The organism is Paramesorhizobium leguminum (assembly GCF_003217235.1).
In the GTDB taxonomy this organism is placed as follows: domain Bacteria; phylum Pseudomonadota; class Alphaproteobacteria; order Rhizobiales; family Rhizobiaceae; genus Paramesorhizobium; species Paramesorhizobium leguminum.
This window is the reverse complement of sequence record NZ_QJTF01000001.1, coordinates 16,364-35,728: the sequence shown is the minus strand read 5'-3', so window position 1 is coordinate 35,728 and position 19,365 is coordinate 16,364. Positions and strand designations below refer to the sequence as shown.

At 60.1% G+C, this 19,365-nt stretch carries 14 protein-coding genes; 9 read left to right on the top strand and 5 right to left on the bottom strand.

Annotation, left to right across the window (positions count from 1 at the left end; genetic code table 11):
* Window positions 1-240: 240 nt before the first annotated feature.
* Window positions 241-3,735: a histidine kinase dimerization/phospho-acceptor domain-containing protein gene (locus C7477_RS00165; RefSeq protein ID WP_110747348.1), complete on the top strand. Its 3,495-nt coding sequence runs from the start codon at window positions 241-243 to the stop codon at window positions 3,733-3,735.
* Window positions 3,736-4,150: 415 nt separating this feature from the next.
* On the top strand, window positions 4,151-6,046 hold the full coding sequence (locus C7477_RS00160; RefSeq protein ID WP_110747345.1) for an AsmA family protein: 1,896 nt from the start codon (window positions 4,151-4,153) through the stop codon (window positions 6,044-6,046).
* 107 nt (window positions 6,047-6,153) lie between these two features.
* Here the strand turns inward: C7477_RS00160 and C7477_RS00155 are convergent, their stop codons facing one another.
* The 4 genes from C7477_RS00155 to C7477_RS00140 all read right to left on the bottom strand — a co-directional run bounded on the left by C7477_RS00155 (window position 6,154) and on the right by C7477_RS00140 (window position 10,549).
* Window positions 6,154-6,975: an ABC transporter permease gene (locus tag C7477_RS00155; RefSeq protein ID WP_110747342.1), complete on the bottom strand. Its 822-nt coding sequence runs from the start codon at window positions 6,973-6,975 to the stop codon at window positions 6,154-6,156.
* Between the two features lie 183 nt (window positions 6,976-7,158).
* Window positions 7,159-8,070 (bottom strand): ABC transporter permease subunit, encoded by a 912-nt coding sequence (locus C7477_RS00150; protein ID WP_110747339.1) that lies wholly within the window; start codon window positions 8,068-8,070, stop codon window positions 7,159-7,161.
* Window positions 8,071-8,084: 14 nt separating this feature from the next.
* Complete coding sequence (locus tag C7477_RS00145) at window positions 8,085-9,230, bottom strand: ABC transporter ATP-binding protein (protein ID WP_110747336.1); 1,146 nt, start codon at window positions 9,228-9,230, stop codon at window positions 8,085-8,087.
* Between the two features lie 224 nt (window positions 9,231-9,454).
* Window positions 9,455-10,549 carry a polyamine ABC transporter substrate-binding protein gene (locus C7477_RS00140; RefSeq protein ID WP_110747333.1) on the bottom strand — a complete coding sequence of 365 codons (1,095 nt, stop codon included), beginning with the start codon at window positions 10,547-10,549 and terminating at the stop codon, window positions 9,455-9,457.
* A 464-nt stretch (window positions 10,550-11,013) separates the two neighbouring features.
* On the opposite strand from C7477_RS00140, the gene C7477_RS00135 reads away from it, so the two are divergent.
* Window positions 11,014-11,883 carry a LysR family transcriptional regulator gene (locus C7477_RS00135; RefSeq protein WP_110747330.1) on the top strand — a complete coding sequence of 290 codons (870 nt, stop codon included), beginning with the start codon at window positions 11,014-11,016 and terminating at the stop codon, window positions 11,881-11,883.
* Window positions 11,884-12,117: 234 nt separating this feature from the next.
* Here C7477_RS00135 and C7477_RS00125 read toward each other — a convergent pair whose 3' ends face one another.
* On the bottom strand, window positions 12,118-13,533 hold the full coding sequence (locus C7477_RS00125) for a helix-turn-helix domain-containing protein (protein WP_110747325.1): 1,416 nt from the start codon (window positions 13,531-13,533) through the stop codon (window positions 12,118-12,120).
* Between the two features lie 403 nt (window positions 13,534-13,936).
* On the opposite strand from C7477_RS00125, the gene aceA reads away from it, so the two are divergent.
* The 6 genes from aceA (at window position 13,937) to C7477_RS00095 (ending at window position 19,329) form a co-directional block, all read left to right on the top strand.
* Window positions 13,937-15,226: an isocitrate lyase gene (aceA, locus tag C7477_RS00120; protein ID WP_110747322.1), complete on the top strand. Its 1,290-nt coding sequence runs from the start codon at window positions 13,937-13,939 to the stop codon at window positions 15,224-15,226.
* Between the two features lie 12 nt (window positions 15,227-15,238).
* Window positions 15,239-15,481 (top strand): SMc00767 family acetate metabolism repressor, encoded by a 243-nt coding sequence (locus tag C7477_RS00115; protein WP_110747319.1) that lies wholly within the window; start codon window positions 15,239-15,241, stop codon window positions 15,479-15,481.
* 112 nt (window positions 15,482-15,593) lie between these two features.
* A complete protein-coding gene (locus C7477_RS00110; RefSeq protein WP_110747316.1) occupies window positions 15,594-16,016 on the top strand; it encodes a DUF2267 domain-containing protein in 423 nt (140 codons plus the stop codon).
* 123 nt (window positions 16,017-16,139) lie between these two features.
* Window positions 16,140-17,564, top strand: coding sequence for a glutamine synthetase family protein (locus tag C7477_RS00105; protein ID WP_110747313.1), 1,425 nt, complete (start codon window positions 16,140-16,142; stop codon window positions 17,562-17,564).
* Between the two features lie 64 nt (window positions 17,565-17,628).
* The gene (locus tag C7477_RS00100) at window positions 17,629-17,991 is read left to right on the top strand and encodes a four helix bundle protein (protein ID WP_110747310.1); all 363 of its coding nucleotides are present in this window, start codon (window positions 17,629-17,631) and stop codon (window positions 17,989-17,991) included.
* 51 nt (window positions 17,992-18,042) lie between these two features.
* Window positions 18,043-19,329, top strand: coding sequence for an NAD(P)/FAD-dependent oxidoreductase (locus C7477_RS00095; RefSeq protein WP_110747306.1), 1,287 nt, complete (start codon window positions 18,043-18,045; stop codon window positions 19,327-19,329).
* Window positions 19,330-19,365: the final 36 nt, after the last annotated feature.

The window sequence follows — 19,365 nt, the reverse complement described above, 5'->3', positions numbered from 1 at the left end:
CGCCGCATGATCTTACCTGGAAGTCGCAACTTTTCAGGATCATGCTCCGGCCATTTCCATGCTCAATAATTTTCAATTATTTTTGGGCGCCTGGGGACATTAACTAATGTGCCAGAAAAACCATTGCGGACGAGCGGCTTTTATGGACGAATGCAACGGTTCCGCCGTATTAACGGGATATTAAGTAAAAAAAGCGCGGGTTTCAGAGCGCTGGCGTAAAGGGTTATCGAGAGTCGGATAATGGCGGGAACCTATCCCTTTATCGATATAGCCGTCCTGGACGGCATTCGCGAGCGCTTCCTTCGTGGCGACGCTCTTCTCGTGGTTTCTCCTGACCTCTCGACCGTCATCTGGGCGAACGGGCCTGGCGCGGTGATGTTCGGGTTCGACCGGATCGACGATATATTAAACGGCGATCCGGACTTTCCGGCGCATGTCAAACGCCAGATCATGGCGCTCGACGGCTCGCAAGCGCGGACCACGCGAACCGTCTCCGTGCGTTTCGCCTCGCATCTTATAACCTTGCAAATTCTCGATATCGCACTGCCGGACGGCACGCCGGCGCGCGTTCTTGCCGCTGCCGGGCCATCCGCCGATATCGAAAGCACGATCCAGGGCCTCGGTGACGAGGATACCCATGTTGCGCTGCTTGACGAGGCTGGAGCGATTCTTGCCCGGTCCGCCCATTTCGCAGCGCTCGGCATCTTGGCCACAACGCTGAGCGATCTCACCATAGAGGTGCGCGACGAGGAAAGCCGCATGGTGAAGCGGCGTGTGCGCGCCGGAATGCGCAGCGTACCGGCCGGCATCGCCCGGCTTGCAGACGATCCGTCTCGCCATCTGTTGTTCGTTATCGCCGAAGGACAAGCGGAGCAGCCGGTAGCCGCAGTCGCGGAAACGGTGAGCGCCGACGCGGAAATTCCTTCGCCTGAAATTGTTGGCGGTCCTTTCGCCGAAGAGAAAAAGGAAGGGGCAGAAGCGCCTGCGTCCGCTCCGACCAATGCCTTGCGGGACGCTCTCATTCGGGAGGGCTTGCTTCGACAGGATCAGGGTGCTGAGAAAGAAGCGCCTCTCGCCGAAGAGACGGCGGTGGTGGAAACGCCTGATCTACCCGCTTCCGAGCCCCTTCCAACGCTTCATTCCGAACCTGCCGAAGAGGAACAGGAAGAAGGCGAATACGAGGCGCAACCAGAAGCCGGCCCAGAAGCCGGCAATGAGGAGCAAACCGTGATTGCCCCGGTCGGTGAGACGACTGAGGACCACGCGCAGGCCGCCGGCTTCGTCCAGGCCCCCGAGGCTGCCCCTGCCCGTTTCGTCTGGAAGGTGGACGCGGATACGGTGTTCAACGAGATATCGCCGGAATTCGCCGCCGCCGTCGGTCCGCAGGCCGCCGATATCATCGGACGTCGCTTCTGCGATGTCGCGCGCGTTTTCGGTTTCGACGAGGATGGAACGATAGCGGCGCTGCTGGAAGGCCGCGACACGTGGTCCGGGCGCACGGTGCTTTGGCCGATCGAGGGTACGTCGCTTCGCGCGCCCATCGATCTCGCCGCCCTCCCCGTTTATTCACGCGAGCGGACATTCCAGGGCTTTCGCGGCTTCGGCGTGGTGCACATCGGCGAGACCGTGGCCGATCCGGAGGCGATCGGCCTGGCGCTTGTCGCAGGCGCAGCCGCGCCTACGGAAACGGTGGAAGAACCTGAGCCTCAAGACGAACCAGACGCCCAAGAAATCGCCCCGCCCGTTAGCCCACCCGTTAGCATTGTCGATCTCGGCGAGAAGCTTGCGCAGAAGCAGGATGTTTCCGCATCGGAACCGGCAAAGCCCGATCCCTTCCAGGGAGAAGCGCCGGCGTTGCAATTGACGCCCACCACCGGGCGGCGCGTTCATGACAAGATCATCCGGCTGGAAGAACATCGCGCCCCCCGCCCCGAAAGCACCGGCCTGACGCAGACAGAACGCAATGCCTTTCGCGAAATTGCCGACCGGCTGCGGAAAGGCGGCATTCTTCCTGCCCGGAACGAGGCGCCGGTCCAGCCACAGGCAGCCGACACGCCCGCGCCTGCCGCAGAGCAACCCTCGGAGGCGAGCCACCTTGCCCAACGTGACGAAGTAGCGGAGCCGCCCACAGGTTTGCCCCTTGAGAGGGAAGAGGCGGAAACGCTTGCCCCTCCCCCTTCCGATCCCGAGATTGCCGAAGAGCAAGCTGCGACAGACATCGAGGAAGATGATGCCTCGATCATCGCGCGGCTGCCTTTGCCTGTGCTCGTCCATTCCGGCGATACCGTGCATTATGCCAATCAGGCGCTGCTCGATTTGACGGGCCATGAAACGACCGGGGCGCTTATCGACGCGGGCGGCCTTGCTGCGCTTTTCGCGGAACGCGAGGTAGGCGAGGACGGCAGGCCCGGCGCCATGATGCTCCGTCGCGCCGATGGCAATGAGCGGGCGGTGGAAGCGCATCTGCAGGCGATTTCATGGAAGGGCGGCCGGGCTCTGATGTTGAGCCTGATGCCGCAGCCCGACGCACCCAAGCCTGCCGAGACGACGCCGGTCGATGAGATACCCCTCACGACGGAAGAACGGCGCGCGCTCGAAACCCGCATCGGAGAACTGACAAGCATTCTCGACACGGCGACGGATGGCGTGGTCATCATCGGACCCGATGGCCTGATCCGCTCGATGAACCATTCGGCGGAGGCCCTCTTTGGCTATGAGCCGGGGCAGATCAAGGGAAAATCCTTTTCCGTGCTCTTCGCCATCGAGAGCCAGCGCGCGGCGCTGGATTATCTCGACGGGCTGGCGGAAAACGGCGTGGCGAGCGTGCTCAACGATGGGCGCGAGGTTATAGGCCGCGAGGCGCAAGGCCGCTTCATCCCGATGTTCATGACAATCGGCAAGCTGGCGGCTTCCAACAGCTATTGCGCGGTGCTGCGCGACATCACGCAGTGGAAGCGGGCCGAGGAAGAACTGACCAACGCGCGGCGCGAGGCGGAGCGGGCTTCCAGCCAGAAAACGGACTTCCTGGCGCGCATCAGCCATGAGATCCGTACGCCGCTCAACGCCATCATCGGCTTTTCGGAATTGATGGCGGATGAAAAATTCGGCCCTGTCGGCAATGAGCGCTACCGCGATTACCTACGCGACATCAACCGCTCGGGCAATCATGTGCTGGCGCTGGTCAACGATCTGCTCGACATCTCCAAGATCGAGGCGGGCGGCCTGGATATGGACTTCGAAGCGGTTTCGCTCAACGACGCCATCGCCGAAGCTGTGGCGATCATGCAGCCGCAGGCGAACCGCGAGCGTGTGATCATCCGTTCCAGCTTTCCGGCGAACCTGCCGGAAATCGTCGCCGATGTGCGCTCGATCAAGCAGATCGCGCTCAATCTTCTGTCGAATGCCGTGCGCTTCACGGCGCCGGGCGGACAGGTGATTGTCTCGACCAGCTACGAGGCGAATGGCGGCGTGGTCATAAGGGTGCGCGATACCGGCATAGGCATGAGCGACGCGGAAATCGAGCAGGCTCTCAAGCCCTTCAAACAGGTGAACGCGCAGAAGCACAATCCATCGGACGGCCATGCGGACTGGCGCCAGAACGGAACCGGCCTTGGACTTCCGCTGACCAAGGCGATGGTCGAAGCCAACAGGGCAGTCTTCTCCATCGAATCTACGCCGGGCAACGGCACCATGGTGGAAGTCTCCTTCCCCTCGACGCGGGTGCTGGCGGATTAGTGAGCAGTGAGCAGTGAGCGAAAAATATAGGTTTTCTCTTGTTCACTATCTCACTGTTCCCCATCTCACTAAAAAAAAGCGCCGGACAAGCCGGCGCAATTAGGAGCTGTACAACAGAGAAAGAGGCACAAAAGCATGAGGCGCAAACCCGCGCTGGGCAATCACCCTTACCAGTGTGTTAATGCCTTTATCGCGCGCTGTTCCTTAATAATATCCTAACAGAATGCAGAAATTTTTTATTACCGGCACAGGGATCGACGGACGGTTTATTGATAAAAGCCAGATGAAACCCTGAATTGCCATATGGCTCGGTTAAACGTATAATGAGTGGCTTATTTAATTTCGTCGGATGATCCTGTGCGAAAAATCTGAAACTCTTGGGACAAGGGTCATGCTCAGACGTAAACGACGCACAATGTCCTGGCCTCGATTGATACGCATCATACTGGCGATTATCGTCCTTGGCTTCGCCGCCGTCGTGGCGGGTATTCTAGCGCTTCCCTCCATCGTCTCGACCGATGCAATCCGCGTCCGGCTGGCACAAGATCTCAGCGCCTGGACCGGTTATAGCGTGGAACTGCGCCAGCCGCCGCATCTGACGGTCTTCCCGGTCTTTCAGGCATCGCTGAGCGGCGTCACCTTGAGCAAGGTCGGGCAAAGCGGCCAACCGCCATTCATGAGCGCCGACCGCATCGATGTGGAACTTTCACCCATCGATGCTCTTCTCGGGCATATATCATTCTCGGAAACGCGCCTCATCCACCCCCGCTTCCGGCTGAATGAGCCGGTGACGGACCTGCCGCAGCTTTTCTCGGCGGCGACCAATTCCCAAGGCCGGCTCGGCATGGTGATCCGCGAGGCCAAGAAGCTCGTGGCCAGCAATCCGAGCGATCCGAAGGTTGACCAGCTCGTATCGCAACCCTTCGGCCGCATCGTTATCGAAAACGGGTCGCTCGCCTATCGCCGCTTCGGATCGCCGCTGGAAGAACAGGTCACCGACATCAACGGCACGCTCGATTGGCCGCAGACGTCGAGCCCGGCAAGCTTCCACGGCCAAGCCAATTGGCGCGGAGAGGCGACGGAAATCAATTTCACCGCCAATCAGCCGCTGATTCTGCTTGCAGGAGGCTTGAGCGATCTCACGGCGGAGATAACCTCCAAGCCGCTGACGCTTACCTTCGACGGCAAGGCGAACATCTCGCAGAGCATGTTCTTCGAAGGCGCGTTGACGGCCAAATCTCCCTCATTGAGCGAGACGATGCGCTGGGCTGGCCTGCCATCGTCGGGGGAAAGCTCGTTGATCGGAGCGGTGGAACTGGCGGCAAACATGACGCTCACGCCGGTGCGGGCGAAATTCAGCGATGTCTCGCTCACGACCGACAAGCAATCCGCCACGGGCGCGATCGAGATCGGGCTTGATCAGCCGACGCCCGCCGTTACCGGAACGCTCGCCTTCCAGTCGCTTGACCTGCGCTCGCTGGTCTCCGCTTTCATTCCGCTGCAGGCAACCGGCAGCGACGACAAAATCAACACGAGCTTCATCAACCAGCTCAACCTTGACCTGCGCCTTTCCGCCCAGAACGCCACCGTGGGCGCGCTCAACCTCGCCAATCTCGCCGCAGCGATACAAGTGAGCGACGGGCGGGCGATTTTCGACATCGGCGATGCCAAGGCCTTCAACGGGTCGCTGCAGGCCAATGTCCAGATCACCCAAGGAGCGAACGGCGCCAATGGCGAGTTGCGCTTCAATGGAACCGATGTGGACAGCGCCGCGCTCGTTTCCGCGTTCGGCATGCAGCCGTTCCTGACCGGCAAAGGGATGGTGTCGCTTAACCTGAAGAGCCCGCTCGACCGGTGGTCTTCGCTCCTTGACAACGCCAGCGGCACCGTATCACTCGATCTTGGCCAAGGGCAGATGCAAGGTTTCGATTTCGGCGATTTCACGAACAAGGCGCGCACCCAGCGCTTCTTCGCTCTAGAGCGCAAGCAGGACGCATCGCTCGGCTTCAATCGCTTGAGCGTGAAGGCAGCAATTGCCGAAGGGGTGGCAACGCTGGAAAATGCGCAGGTTCAGACGGGCAATGGCGTCCTGACGCTTGCCGGCATCGTGCCCTTCCTCGACAAGAGTCTGGCGCTTTCGGGCGAAATCGCATTCCCTGCGGCACAGGCGCAGCCGCAGACCCCGCCCGAGGGGCAGAACCAAACGCAGCCCCCAGCGGCGCCCCCTCAAGCCCCGCCAGCGCAGCCGCCGATCAACTTCTTCGTCGGCGGCTCATGGGACAGGCCGTTTATTTCGCCGATGGGGAAATAGGGCAGTAGGGCAGTAGGGCAGTAGGCAATAGGGCAGTAAAAAAGAAAGCTCTTTGTCTGCGTGAATACAATAGCGACAAAAACATATTGCCCTACTGCCTTACTGCCCTACTGCCCCCGAAAAGCCGCCTGCTCATCCCGCATCCTCTGCACCTCGCGCCGCTTGTTGACGAGCGACACGATGATGACACCCGTTGCGACGATGGCGATGAGGATTGTGCAGATGGCGTTGATCTCAGGCGTTACGCCAAGGCGCACCTGGCTGTAGATTTTCATCGGCAAGGTGGTCGCGCCGGGGCCGGAGGTGAAGCTTGCGATGACAAGATCGTCCAGTGAAAGCGTGAAGGCGAGCATCCAGCCGGAGATGATGGCGGGCAGGATGACGGGCAGCGTGACATGCAGGAACGTGGTGACGGGCGGCGCGCCCAAGTCCATCGCCGCTTCCTCGAGCGAGCGGTCGAAGGTGACGAGCCTCGATTGCACCACCACCGCGACGAAGCACATGGAGAAGGTGATGTGGGCCAATGTCACCGTCCAGAAGCCTCGGTCGAAGCCGATCGCTACGAAAAGCAGAAGCAGGGAGAGACCGGTGATGACTTCCGGCATGACCAGCGGCGCATAGATCATGCCGGAGAAAAGCAGGCGCCCGCGAAAGCGGGTGTAGCGCGTGAGAGCGATGGCCGCGAGCGTTCCCAGCACCGTCGCCACCGTTGCCGAAAGCAGGGCAACGCGGGCGGTAACCCATGCGGCATCCATCAGCGCGCGATTATGGAAAAGCTCGACATACCATTTCGTCGAGAACCCGGCCCAGACGGTGACGAGGCGGGATTCGTTGAAGGAATAGATCACCAGCAGCACGATGGGCAGATAGAGAAACGCAAAGCCCAGCACGACCGAGGCGATGTTGAAACGCGACCAGGTGTGGTTCATTGCTCGCTCCTAGCGCCCTCGCCCTTCGAGGCTCGCTTTGCTCGCACCTCAGGATGAGGGCTACTCAAGCGCCGCTCCCCTTCACCCTCATGGTGAGGTGCGAGCGAAGCGAGCCTCGAACCACGAGGGTGAAGGGTGACATTGAAGGAATTATCCATCCCAGTTTTTCTCATCAAATCCACACTACCTCCCCTCTTCCTGCGCGCGCGCCTGCGCCCGCTGAAACAGCACGATCGGCACGATCAGAATCACGAGCAGCACCACGGCGACGGCCGAGGAGACCGGCCAGTCGCGGTTGGAGAAGAACTCGCTCCACAGCGTCTTGCCGATCATCAGCGTCTGCGATCCGCCCAGAAGGTCGGGAATGACGAATTCACCCATCGCCGGGATGAAAACGAGGAAGCAGCCCGCGATCACGCCGGGGATCGAAAGCGGGAAGGTGATCTTCCAGAAAGCGGCGAATGGCGGCGAACCCAGATCCTGCGCGGCCTCGATCAGCGAATGATCCATCTTTTCCAGGGCCGAATAGATCGGCAGCACCATGAAGGGCAGGTAGGAATAGACGATGCCGATGAAGACGGCGGTGTTGGTGTTCAAAATATTGAGCGGCGTGTCGATGACATGCGCCCACATCAGGAACTGGTTGAGCAGTCCTTCCGGCTTGAGGATGGCGATCCAGGCATAGACGCGGATGAGGAAGCTCGTCCAGAATGGCAGGATCACCAGCATCAGCAATGTCGGGCGCAAGGTTAGGGGCGCGCGCGCCATGCCAAGGCTAAGCGGATAGGCGATCAGGAGCGTCAGCACCGTCGAGACGGCGGCGATGAAGAAGCTCGACAGATAGGCCTTGTAATAGAGCGGATCATCCAGCAGCCAAAGATAATTGGCGAAGGAAAGTTCCTTCAGCTTGTCCCAATTCGCCGCGATCCCGTCAGCCAGATTGAAGACCGGCGTATAGGGCGGAATCGCGATCGCCGTTTGCGACAGCGAAATCTTGAAAACGATGAAGAACGGGATGAGAAAGAGGATCAAAAGCCAGAGATAGGGCACGATGATGACGAGCCGCCCGGCAATGGCTGCGATGAGCTTCTGCATGGCCGCATTCCCCCTCATGCCGTCAGCACCAGTCCGGCGTCGGTATCGAAGGAGACCCAGACGCGCTCATCATAGGTCAGCGGGTTTTCCGTCTTGCGCACGGCGTTGAGGCTCGCCGCCTTGATCAAGGTTCCGTTGTCGAGCCGGACGTGGAACACCGTCATGTCGCCGAAATAGGCGATGTCCCACAACTCGCCCTCGACCGCGTTGAACGACGCATCCTGCGGCTTTTCCCTGTTGATGCGGATCTTCTCCGGCCGCACCGCGAACCACACCTTTTGGCCGGGAGCAAGCGCCTTGCCCGTCTCGGCGCGGATGGTAAGGCCTTGTGCGGCGGCGGTGATCTCCGCCTCGCCATTGGCGACCTTCTCGACCGTGCCGTCCAGAATATTCACATTGCCGATGAAATCCGCGACGAATTTGGAAGCGGGCGCCTCATAGACTTCCGCCGGCGTCGCCACCTGCATGATGCGGCCATGGTCCATCACCGCAATGCGGTCGGCCATGGTCATTGCCTCCTCCTGATCGTGGGTGACGACCATGAAGGTGAGGCCGAGCTTGACTTGCAAATCCATCAGCTCGAACTGCGTTTCCTCGCGCAGCTTCTTGTCGAGCGCGCCGAGCGGCTCATCCAGCAGCAGCACTTTCGGGCGCTTGGCCACGGCGCGGGCGAGCGCCACGCGCTGGCGCTGACCGCCGGACAATTGATGCGGCTTGCGCTTGGCGAATTTTTCCAGCTTGACGAGCTTCAGCATCTCGCCGACGCGCGCGTCGATTTCCGATTTCGCCATGCCGTCCTGTTTGAGGCCGAAGGCGATGTTGCCCTCCACCGTCATATGCGGAAACAGCGCGTAGGATTGGAACATCATGTTGACCGGGCGGCGGTAAGGCGGAATGCCACGCAAATCCTGACCATCGAGCAGGATACGGCCCGATGTCGGCTCCTCGAAGCCTGCCAGCATGCGCATGAGCGTGGTCTTGCCGCAACCGGATGCGCCCAGCAGCGCGAAGAATTCGCGGTTGAAGACATCGAGCGATAGATCATCGACGGCAGTGAAATCGCCGAAGATCTTGGTGACTTTCTCGAACGTTATGTAGGGCTTCGCGGCCGGATCATTCCAAGGCGCGAACTTGCGGCGAAAACTTCCAAAGGATTCCATCCGGCTCCCCACTTAATTCAGTATGTGATAGCGCCCTTATAGGGTGTTTTTGAAGGGTGTGTGACGTTTGCGCCCTCCCCCTTGCGGGGAGGGTGGCCCGAAGGGCCGGGTGGGGGTGGTGACGTTTGTGCCTCTGCTGGAGACCGTTGGCTCAAACGTCACCACCCCCATCCGCCCGCTCCGCGGGCACCTTCCCCGCAAGGGGGAAGGAGGGCGCGAGTCCCTCACTGCCCCGTCACAATCTTCGTCCACGCCCGCGTCGCCAGACGCTGCGTCTTTGTATCATAGGGCAGCGGCACGAAGAGCTTTTCCATCGTCGCGGCGTCGGGATAAATCTCGGGATTGTCGATGATCCCCTTGTCGAGCAGCGGCTGCGAGGCCTTGTTGCCATTGGCGTAGAAGACGAAGTTGGACGCCTTGGCGATGACCTCCGGGCGCATGATGTAATTCAGGAACTCATGCGCCTCCGCCACATGCTTGGCATCGGCGGGAATCGCCATCTGGTCGAACCACATCTGCGCGCCTTCCTTGGGGATAGCATAACCGATGTCGACGCCCTGCCCCGCCTCCTTGGCGCGGTCGCGTGCCTGGAAGATATCGCCGGAGTAGCCGACCGCCATGCAGATATCGCCATTGGCGAGCGCGTTGATATATTCGGACGAGTGGAACTTGCGGATGTTGGGCCGGACTTTCGCCCACAGCTCTTCCGCCTTGGCGAAGTTTTCCGCGCTTGGCGAATTGGGATCGAAGCCAAGGTAGTTCAGCGCCGGGCGCAACATCTCGCTGGCGGAATCGAGCACATGGATGCCGCAATCCTTCAGCTTGGCCGATTTTTCGGGATCGAACAGCACATCCCAGGAATCGATCTTGTCGACCCCGAGCGCCGCCTTCACCTTGGCCTTGTTGTAGCCGATGCCGGTGGTGCCCCACATGTAATTGATGGAATATTCATTGCCCGGATCGTAGGCGGCGGTGCGCTTCTCGATCACATCCCACATATTCTTGATGTTCGGCAGCTTCGCCTTGTCGAGCTTCTGGAAAACGGCCGCCGGGATCTGCCGTCCAAGGAACTCGCCCGAGGGCACGACGACATCATAGCCGGAACCTCCGGCCAGCAGCTTGGTCTCAAGAATCTCGTTGGAATCGAAGACGTCATAGACGACCTTGATGCCGGTTTCCTTGGTGAAATCGGCCAGGATGGATTCGTCGATATAATCCGACCAGTTATAGACATTGACCACCCGCTCCTGCGCGGGCGCCGGCATCACAGCCGCCGCCACAGCAAGACAGGTCGTCACGAAAAGCGATTTCACCCTCATCCGAAAACTCCCACTATTTGTGTTTTGCGCATGATCTTACCTGGAAGTCTGCACCTTTTTGCTGACGCTGACCTTCGGTTCGGGATCATGCTTTCGCACCCGCGTTGCGGATTACTTTTTTAGATCGGGAGGGTTTCGTCAACCGGCTTGCGGGTCTTTATTTTCAGGATTTTCAGGCCGATGCGGCCAAAGGGCAAAAGCGCCCGCGCGGCCAAGACGGATTATAGGCCTCTCGGTATGGACCAGAACCATCTGAGAAACTGCCATTCCGGGCGATCCAGCGGATCATCGAGAGGATTGCTTTTCCTTTTCCTATGATGGCGGACGAGTTCATCATGCAGCATCACCCAACCCAAGAGAACATCCATTTTTTCCTCCATGAAAAACCTGTTATGAGATGAGACCGTATTTATCGAGGCCACCCTCGCGATTCTACGGACACGGCGGAAACAGGTTTTTCGAAAATGAAAAATGAAAGCTGGAGCGATTTGCATCTTTTTCTCCATGTCGCCCGGCAGGGCGGCCTTACCGGCGCGGCGGAGCGGACCGGCTTCAGCCCGGCGACCATCGGGCGGCGCGTATTGGCGCTGGAACGGGAAATGGGGCGCACGCTTTTCACGCGGCGGCAGACCGGCTATTCGCTGACCAAGGACGGCCAGGCGCTGCTCGAAAAGGTCCTCGCCATGGACGAGGCCGCGCGTTCCATCGCGGAGTGGAATGAGGGCGCGGCGGAGATTCCCATGGTGCGAATATCCGCCGGCAGCTGGATGTCGCATTTCATGGCGATCAATCTCGGCCATCTGTGGCAGCCGACGGATGCTTTCCGCATCTGTTTCAAGACCGCCGAGGCGCGGCTGGACCTCAGCCATCGCGAGGCGGAAATCGGCATCAGGAACAGGTTTCCCGAAGGCGGCAATCTCGCTGCCCGGCCGATCGGCGAGGTCGCCTATGCGCCCTTTTGCGCCAGCCATTTCAACATGGTGCGCGACTGCAACTGGGTGGGCATCGGCTCCGAGGACGCCATCACGCCTTCCGCCCGCTGGCTTCTGGCGCAAACCGACCTCTGGATCACCATCTGGGCGAACACGCCACGCACACTGCATGATCTATTGCGCGGCGGCGCTGGTCGCGGCGTATTGCCCTGCTTCGTCGGCGACGAAGATCCGGCGCTGGTGCGTGCTGGGCCACCGATCGAGGAACTTCGCCACAAGCAATGGCTGGTGATGCACAATGACGACCGGCATCGCCCGGAGATCAGAACGCTGATCGAGCGCCTCGCGCATCTGGTTGACAAGCATCAGCCGCTGTTCCGGGGGGAACGGGCGAGGAGTTAGGCAGGAGGGTAGATGGAAGTGTTGGTGGGACAATACCCCCCTCTGTCCTGCCGGACATCTCCCCCTCAAGGGGGGAGATTGGCTGACACGACGCTCCGCTCCTATTCTGCAACATCTGCGATTTGTGCCAGCCATCGATGAAGGTGTAATCTCCCCCCTTGAGGGGGAGATGCCCGGCAGGGCAGAGGGGGGTGTGCCTCGCGATTCCTTCAACAAGAGCCGCTCACAGCCCTCTTACTGAAAATCAAAAGCGCTCAATCCCGTTACCATTTCATCCAGACCCAATGGCCGCGTCAGGGGCGGCTCGGCGCGGGCGAGGCAGCCCTGCCTTTCGCAAAGACGGCAGGCGGGGCCGATGGGGGTGGGCGGCGAGGATGTCAACGCCGCGCCGTAGACGATGTCGTCCTTGAAACCGATATCGCAGCCAAGCAGGATGGCGGTGCGGCGCGGGCGTTCGCCAAAAGCGCCTTGCGGGCCTTCCAGTGTGCGGGCGATGGTGAGGAAGGTCGCGCCATCAGGCATTTCGACGGCTTCGACCAGAATCTGCGAGCTTTGCGCGAAGGCAGCGTAGATGGCGAGTTTCGGACATCCGCCACCAAAATGAGCCTGCGGAAACCCTTGCGCCCCTGCCCTGCGGAAGCGGTTTCCGGCGTGATCCACTTCGAGCATGAAGAAGGGCACGCCCGCCGCCCCTTGCCTTTGCAATGTAGTAAGCCGGTTCGCCGCCTGTTCGAACGAGACGCCGAAGCGCGAGCGCAGCACGTCGATATCGTAGCGCGCCTTGAACGCCGCCGATAGAAACGCCTGATAGGGCATCATCAGCGCATGGGCGGCATAGCGGCCCAGCTCGAAACGGGCGATGCGGCGGGCCTCGCCGGAGGAGAGCTTCAGCTTTTCGACCTCCGCGGCAATAGCCACCTGCATCCGGATCAGCACCGCCTCCATCGCCACTTCGCGCAACTGATCGAAGGGAGACAGTCTTTCGGACAAGAAGAGGCGCTGCGAGTGCCTGTCATAGCGCCGCCGCCAGTTGGGCATGGTGGAAACGGGCAGCACGCGCACGCTTACGCCATGCTCGGCGCGAAGCCAGCTCTTTAACGCGCCCATCAGATCGTCACCCGGCTTCAGCAGCCCGGTGAAACTTTCGGCTTCCTCCTCGATGAGCGGGAAATGATTTGGCCTGCGCTCCAGCACATCATGCACCTCATCGAGCGGCAGGCGCGCCGACGACAGCGAGGTTTCGCGCCCCTCCTGCGCCAGAAGCGTGGAAAGATCGGAGAGACGATCAAGCTGCTCGCGATAGGCGCGGTAGAGCTTGACGATGCCGGCGGCAGCATTGGGCGCCGCCTCGCCGATCTCAATCAGTTCCTGATCGCCCGGCAGTTCTCCGGCAATGAGCGGATCGGAAAAGACCTCCTTTAGCCCGGCGATGGTTACGCCGCTTGTCCCCTGGAGGCTGTCGAGATCGAGCTTGTAGACGGCGGCGAGCTTCAGGAGGAGTTGCACCGTCAGCGGGCGCTGGTTGCGTTCGATGAGGTTCAAATAGGACGGCGAAATACTGAGCGACTCGGCCATCGCCGTCTGGGTCAGGCCGCGCTCGTTGCGGATACGGCGGATGCGCGGACCCGCGAAGATTTTCTGCTCGGCCATTTTCCCTCGGATCCAGCTGGAATTGCCCCTCACCCTTACCCTCTCCCCGCAGGCGGGGAGAGGAAGACATCAGAGCCGCATTGCTTCCTTTTCCCCTGCGCCCGGCACAACGGAGAAGGCAGAAACGTTTATGTCCCCCTCTCCCCGTTCTTCACGGGGAGAGGGTAAGGGTGAGGGGCATTTCACGACATACGAATTTTACAAACTCGTACATGATGCAGCAACAGGAAAATCATTACAACATTTACAAATTAACAAGGCCACTCAGTCAAAGCTCTACAGCATGACCCGTTTTTCAGAGCGCATTTCCTGAATTTTCTCGCCCGTTTCGATGTGAAATGTAAATCTCGTCATAGACAAAAGCAATATCTCCAGCATTGGAACGCAACAAGAAAGACAGGCTATGACTGATTTTTACAATCTCGTTCCCACTGCCATCAAAGGCCGTTTCGACGGCATCGAGCGCCCCTATACGGCTGACGATGTGAAGCGGCTGCGCGGTTCGGTCGAGATCAGATATTCGCTGGCCGAAATGGGGGCGAACCGGCTGTGGAAGCTCATCCACAAGGAGGATTTCGTCAATGCGCTTGGCGCCATGACCGGCAATCAGGCGATGCAGATGGTGCGCGCTGGGCTGAAGGCGATTTATCTTTCGGGTTGGCAGGTGGCGGCGGATGCCAATACCGCCTCGGCGATGTATCCCGACCAGTCGCTCTATCCGGCCAATGCCGCGCCGGAACTTTGCCGGCGCATCAACCGCACCCTGCAGCGCGCCGACCAGATCGAGACATCAGAGGGAAAGGGCCTTTCGGTCGACACATGGTTTGCGCCCATCGTCGCCGATGCGGAAGCCGGGTTTGGCGGGCCGCTCAATGCCTTCGAGATCATGAAGGCTTTCATCGAGGCGGGCGCCGCGGGCGTTCATTATGAGGATCAGCTCGCTTCGGAAAAGAAGTGCGGCCATCTGGGCGGCAAGGTGTTGATCCCGACCGCCGCGCATATCCGCAATTTGAACGCCGCCCGTCTCGCCGCCGATGTGATGGGCGTGCCGACGCTCGTCATCGCGCGCACCGATGCGGAAGCGGCGAAGCTCATCACCTCTGATATAGACGAGCGCGACCGGCCTTTTGTCGATTACGATGCGGGCCGCACGGCGGAAGGTTTCTATCAGGTGAAGAACGGCATCGAACCGTGCATCGCGCGCGCCATCGCCTACGCGCCGTATGCCGATCTCATCTGGTGCGAGACCTCGAAGCCGGATCTGGAGCAGGCGCGGAAATTCGCCGAAGCTGTGCACAAGGCGTATCCGGGCAAGCTGCTCGCCTATAATTGCTCGCCCTCGTTCAACTGGAAGAAGCATCTGGACGATGCGACGATCGCCAGGTTCCAGCGGGAGCTTGGGGCGATGGGCTACAAGTTCCAGTTCATCACGCTCGCCGGTTTCCACCAGTTGAACCACGGCATGTTCGAACTGGCGCGGGCATACAAGGACCGCCAGATGGCCGCCTATTCCGAACTGCAGGAGGCGGAGTTCGCCTCCGAGGCCCATGGCTATACCGCGACCAAGCACCAGCGCGAAGTCGGCACCGGCTATTTCGACGCCGTGTCACTGGCGATATCAGGCGGCCAGTCTTCGACCACCGCCATGAAGGAATCCACCGAAGCCGCACAGTTTCGCCCTGCGGCTGAATGAAGGAGAGCGACCATGACATCGATTTCACGCGTCAAGGAAAGAGCGGAGGAACAATCCTCCGCCATGAGCACGGAGCAGCAGGCGCTGATCCGCATGCTCGCCAACGATCTGCACCGCCTCAACCAGTCGGTCATGAAGGCGGTGGAGGCCGGCGTCTCTGTCGAACTCGTCCGCTCCGCAAGGCATCATGGCGGCGACGGCAATTGGGGGGATTTGCTGGTTCCCGTGATCGTTACGAACGGAATCCATGAATAAAACTTGCTTTTATTCAAGTATTGCGATGTCATTTTGCTGTCATTACCTTTATGTCAAAAAGATTGGATCTTTATGCCAAAAAGATTGACGGCTTTTTTACCGCGAGGAAGACATGGCAATACAAGCACTCATCGATACTATCGCAACCAAGGCCAATATCAGCCCGCAAGTAGCTGAAAAGGTGGCGGGGATCGTGTTTTCGATCCTGCAACATGAATCGCCGCAAATCTCGGCGCAGATTTTCGCCAAGCTGCCTGGCGCGCAGCAATTGGCTACAGCCAATGATGTGATGGCGCAGGGGCAGGTGAACACGGGCCTGCTCGGCACCATTGCCAACATGCTCGGCGGCAATACGGGGCAAGAGGTGGGCGCGCTGGTCAATGGCGTGGCGGCATTGAAAGCTAGCGGGCTAACAGAGCAGCAGATCAGCGCCGCGGGGGCACAGGTCCTCGCCTATGCCCGTCAGGCCGACCCGCAACTGGTGGACGCGCTGGTGCAGGCGGTGCCGGAGTTGCAGGGGCAGTTTGGGGTTTGAAACAATTATTGTTTGACGGCAGCACGAGGGAATGCTTCGTGCTGCCGTTTCTAAAAATGAAATGCTTCGACCCACCGCCCTATGCTATCATCACCACGTGACGAAACAATTTTTCGGTGATTGATGCCTGCCAATATAAAAAAACCGGCGAAGCCTGAGAAACGCCGAACGCCTGAATTTGTCAAATCGCTTCGTGGCGTCAAGGATTGGCGCGAAGTCTCGGAATGGCTCGCCTGGCGCGATATCGAGGATATCGAGTGCATCACGCCGGATCAGGCCGGCGTGGCGCGCGGCAAGATGATGCCGTCGAAGAAATTCACCTCCAACACCTCGCTCGCCCTCCCCTCCGCCGTCTTCATGGCGACGATTTCCGGCGATTATCCGGAGGATAGCGGCGACTTTTCCTATCCCGAAGACGATGGTGACTTGAAGCTCCTGCCCGATCTTTCGACGCTTTGCGTCGTGCCGTGGGAAAGCGACCCGACGGCGCAGGTGATCTGCGATCTGGTGCATCAGGACGGGCGCGCCGTCGAGTTTACCCCGCGCAACGTGCTGCGCCGGGTGCTTGCCGCCTATGACAGGCTGGGCCTCAAGCCTGTCGTGGCGCCCGAGATCGAATTCTATCTTGTTCGCAAGAACCCCGATCCGGACTATCCGTTGACGCCGCCGGTCGGCCGTTCGGGCCGCGCCATCGGCGGCGGACAGGGCTATTCGATCGCTGGTGTCAACGAGTTCGACGAGCTGATCGACGACATCTACCATTTCTCCGAGGGTCAGGGGCTGGAGATCGACACGCTCATCCACGAAGAGGGAGCGGCGCAGCTTGAGATTAATCTCCGTCATGGCGACCCCGTGGAGCTGGCGGATCAGGTGTTCATGTTCAAGCGCACCATCCGCGAGGCCGCGCTGAAGCATGAGATGTACGCGACCTTCATGGCAAAGCCCATCCAGGGGCAGCCGGGGTCGGCGATGCATATCCACCAGTCCATCATCGACCAGAAGACGGGGCGCAATATCTTCTGCAAAGAGGACGGCAGCGAGAGCGAGGCGTTTTACCATTTCATCGGCGGCATGCAGAAGCATGTGCCGAATGCGCTGGTGATGTTCGCGCCATACGTGAATTCCTATCGCCGGCTGACCAAGGCGGCTTCCGCGCCGGTCAATGTGAAGTGGGGCTATGACAACCGGACCACGGCCTTCCGTGTGCCGCGCTCCGATCCCTCTTCGCGCCGCGTCGAAAACCGCATCCCCTCCTCCGACGCCAATCCTTATCTGGCGCTTGCAGCATCGCTCGCCTGCGGTTTGATCGGCATGACGAAGAAAATCAAGCCCGACCAGCCGGCATCAACCACTGTCAACGACGATGAAATCGAACTGCCGCGCGGGCTGATCGAAGCCGCCGCCTTGTTCGAGGATGACGAGGACTTGCGCGAAATCCTCGGCAGCGCGTTCGTCACCACCTACGCCGCGATCAAGCGGGCGGAATTCGAGACCTTCATGGAAGTGATCAGCCCGTGGGAGCGGGAGTTTTTGCTGCTTAATGTGTGAAGGGAGTAAGGGAGTAAGGGAGTAAGGGAGTAAGGGAGTAAGGGGAGAATATACGGGGGCACATATGGCAATCAATTCTTATCGCGATCTTCTGGCATGGCAGCAGGCAATGGAACTGGTGACTGCCATATATAAATCGACCGAATGCTGGCCGCGCGAGGAAATCTATGGGTTGACGAGCCAGATACGCCGGGCAGCTGTTTCTGTCCCGGCCAATATTGCGGAAGGCTATGGACGTGACACCCGTGGCTCCTATCAGCAATTTCTGCGTATTGCCCAAGGCTCACTAAAGGAAGTGGAAACGCACCTGCTCATTGCCGAGAGATTGGGTTTCAGCCAAAAACAGACGATTGCACCAATTATGGTGATGAGTGAAAGCGTCGGCAAATTGCTACGGCTCCTCATTCGGAAACTGTCGGAACCCTAACCTATTCCCTTACTCCCCTATTCCCTTACTCCCCTAAGGCGGAGCCCTTCCATGCCCTACCAATCCCCCATCTCCCCCGGCGTCTCGTGGTATGAGGCGAGCCTGCTTGAACGCCCGCAATATCCGGCGCTGGACGGCTCCAGGCAGACGGATGTCGTCATTATCGGTGGCGGCTATACCGGCCTTTCCGCCGCATATCATCTGGCCGCCAGCGGGGTGGATGTCGTGCTTCTCGATGCGGCGCGGTTTGGGGATGGGGCATCGGGGCGCAATGGCGGCCAGCTCGGCACCGGGCAGCGCGCTTGGGCGGAGGAGATGGAGGCGGAATATGGCTTCACCCGCGCCAAGGCGTTGTTCGACCTGGCGGAAGAAGCCAAGGCGCATCTCCTGCAATTTGCCGATACGCACCAGATCGATATCGACTATGTGCCGGGGCATATGTCGGTGGTGCACAAGCCGCGCTATGTGAAGCTTTATCAGGACCATGCGGAACTGATGGCTTCGCGCTTCGGCTATCCGCATATCCGCTTCATGCCTCCTGAAGAAACGGCGGAGCGGGTCGGCTCGCAACGCTTTTTCGGGGGCACCTATGATGCGGGAACGGGGCATATCAACCCGCTGAAACTGCTCGTGGGAACGGCCAAGGCGGCGGCGAAGGCCGGGGCGCGCCTCTTCGAGAACACGCAGGTGACCGGTATCCGCTCCGAGAATGGCCGCGTCACCGTGACGACGGACAAGGGCGACGTGACCGCCGCAAAGGCGCTGATTGCGGTCAATGCCTATGGCGGGACGCTCGAACCCGTCAGCGCCGCGCATGTCATGCCGATCCGCTCCTTCATCGGCGCGACCGTGCCGCTCGACAAGGACAGTTCCGTGCTGCCCGGCGGCGAGTCCGTGGACGATTCCCGCTTCGTCGTGCGCTATTTCCGCCGGATGGCGGATGATCGGCTGCTGTTCGGCGGGCGGGAGGCCTATACCGCCGACAATCCACGCGAGATAAGCACCCATATCCGCCGGCAGATCGCCGAGATCTATCCCGCGCTGGCGGATATCGAGATCACCCATGCCTGGGGCGGCTCGGTCGGCATCACCATGCCGCGCAAGCCCTTCGTGCGCGAGGTCATGCCCAACGTCATCTCCATCGGCGGCTATTCCGGCCATGGCGTGATGCTCGCCAATTTCATGGGCAAGCTCTATGCGGAGACGGTGGCGGGAAACCGGGAGCGGCTGAAGCTTTTCGAGGAACTGAATATTCCCCCCTTCCCCGGCGGGCGAAGCCTGCGCGCGCCACTGCTGTTTTTGGCGATGTCCTGGTATGCGCTGGTGGACAGGATTTAACCTCCTTCACCGAAATGATACTGGCGACCTTAAATC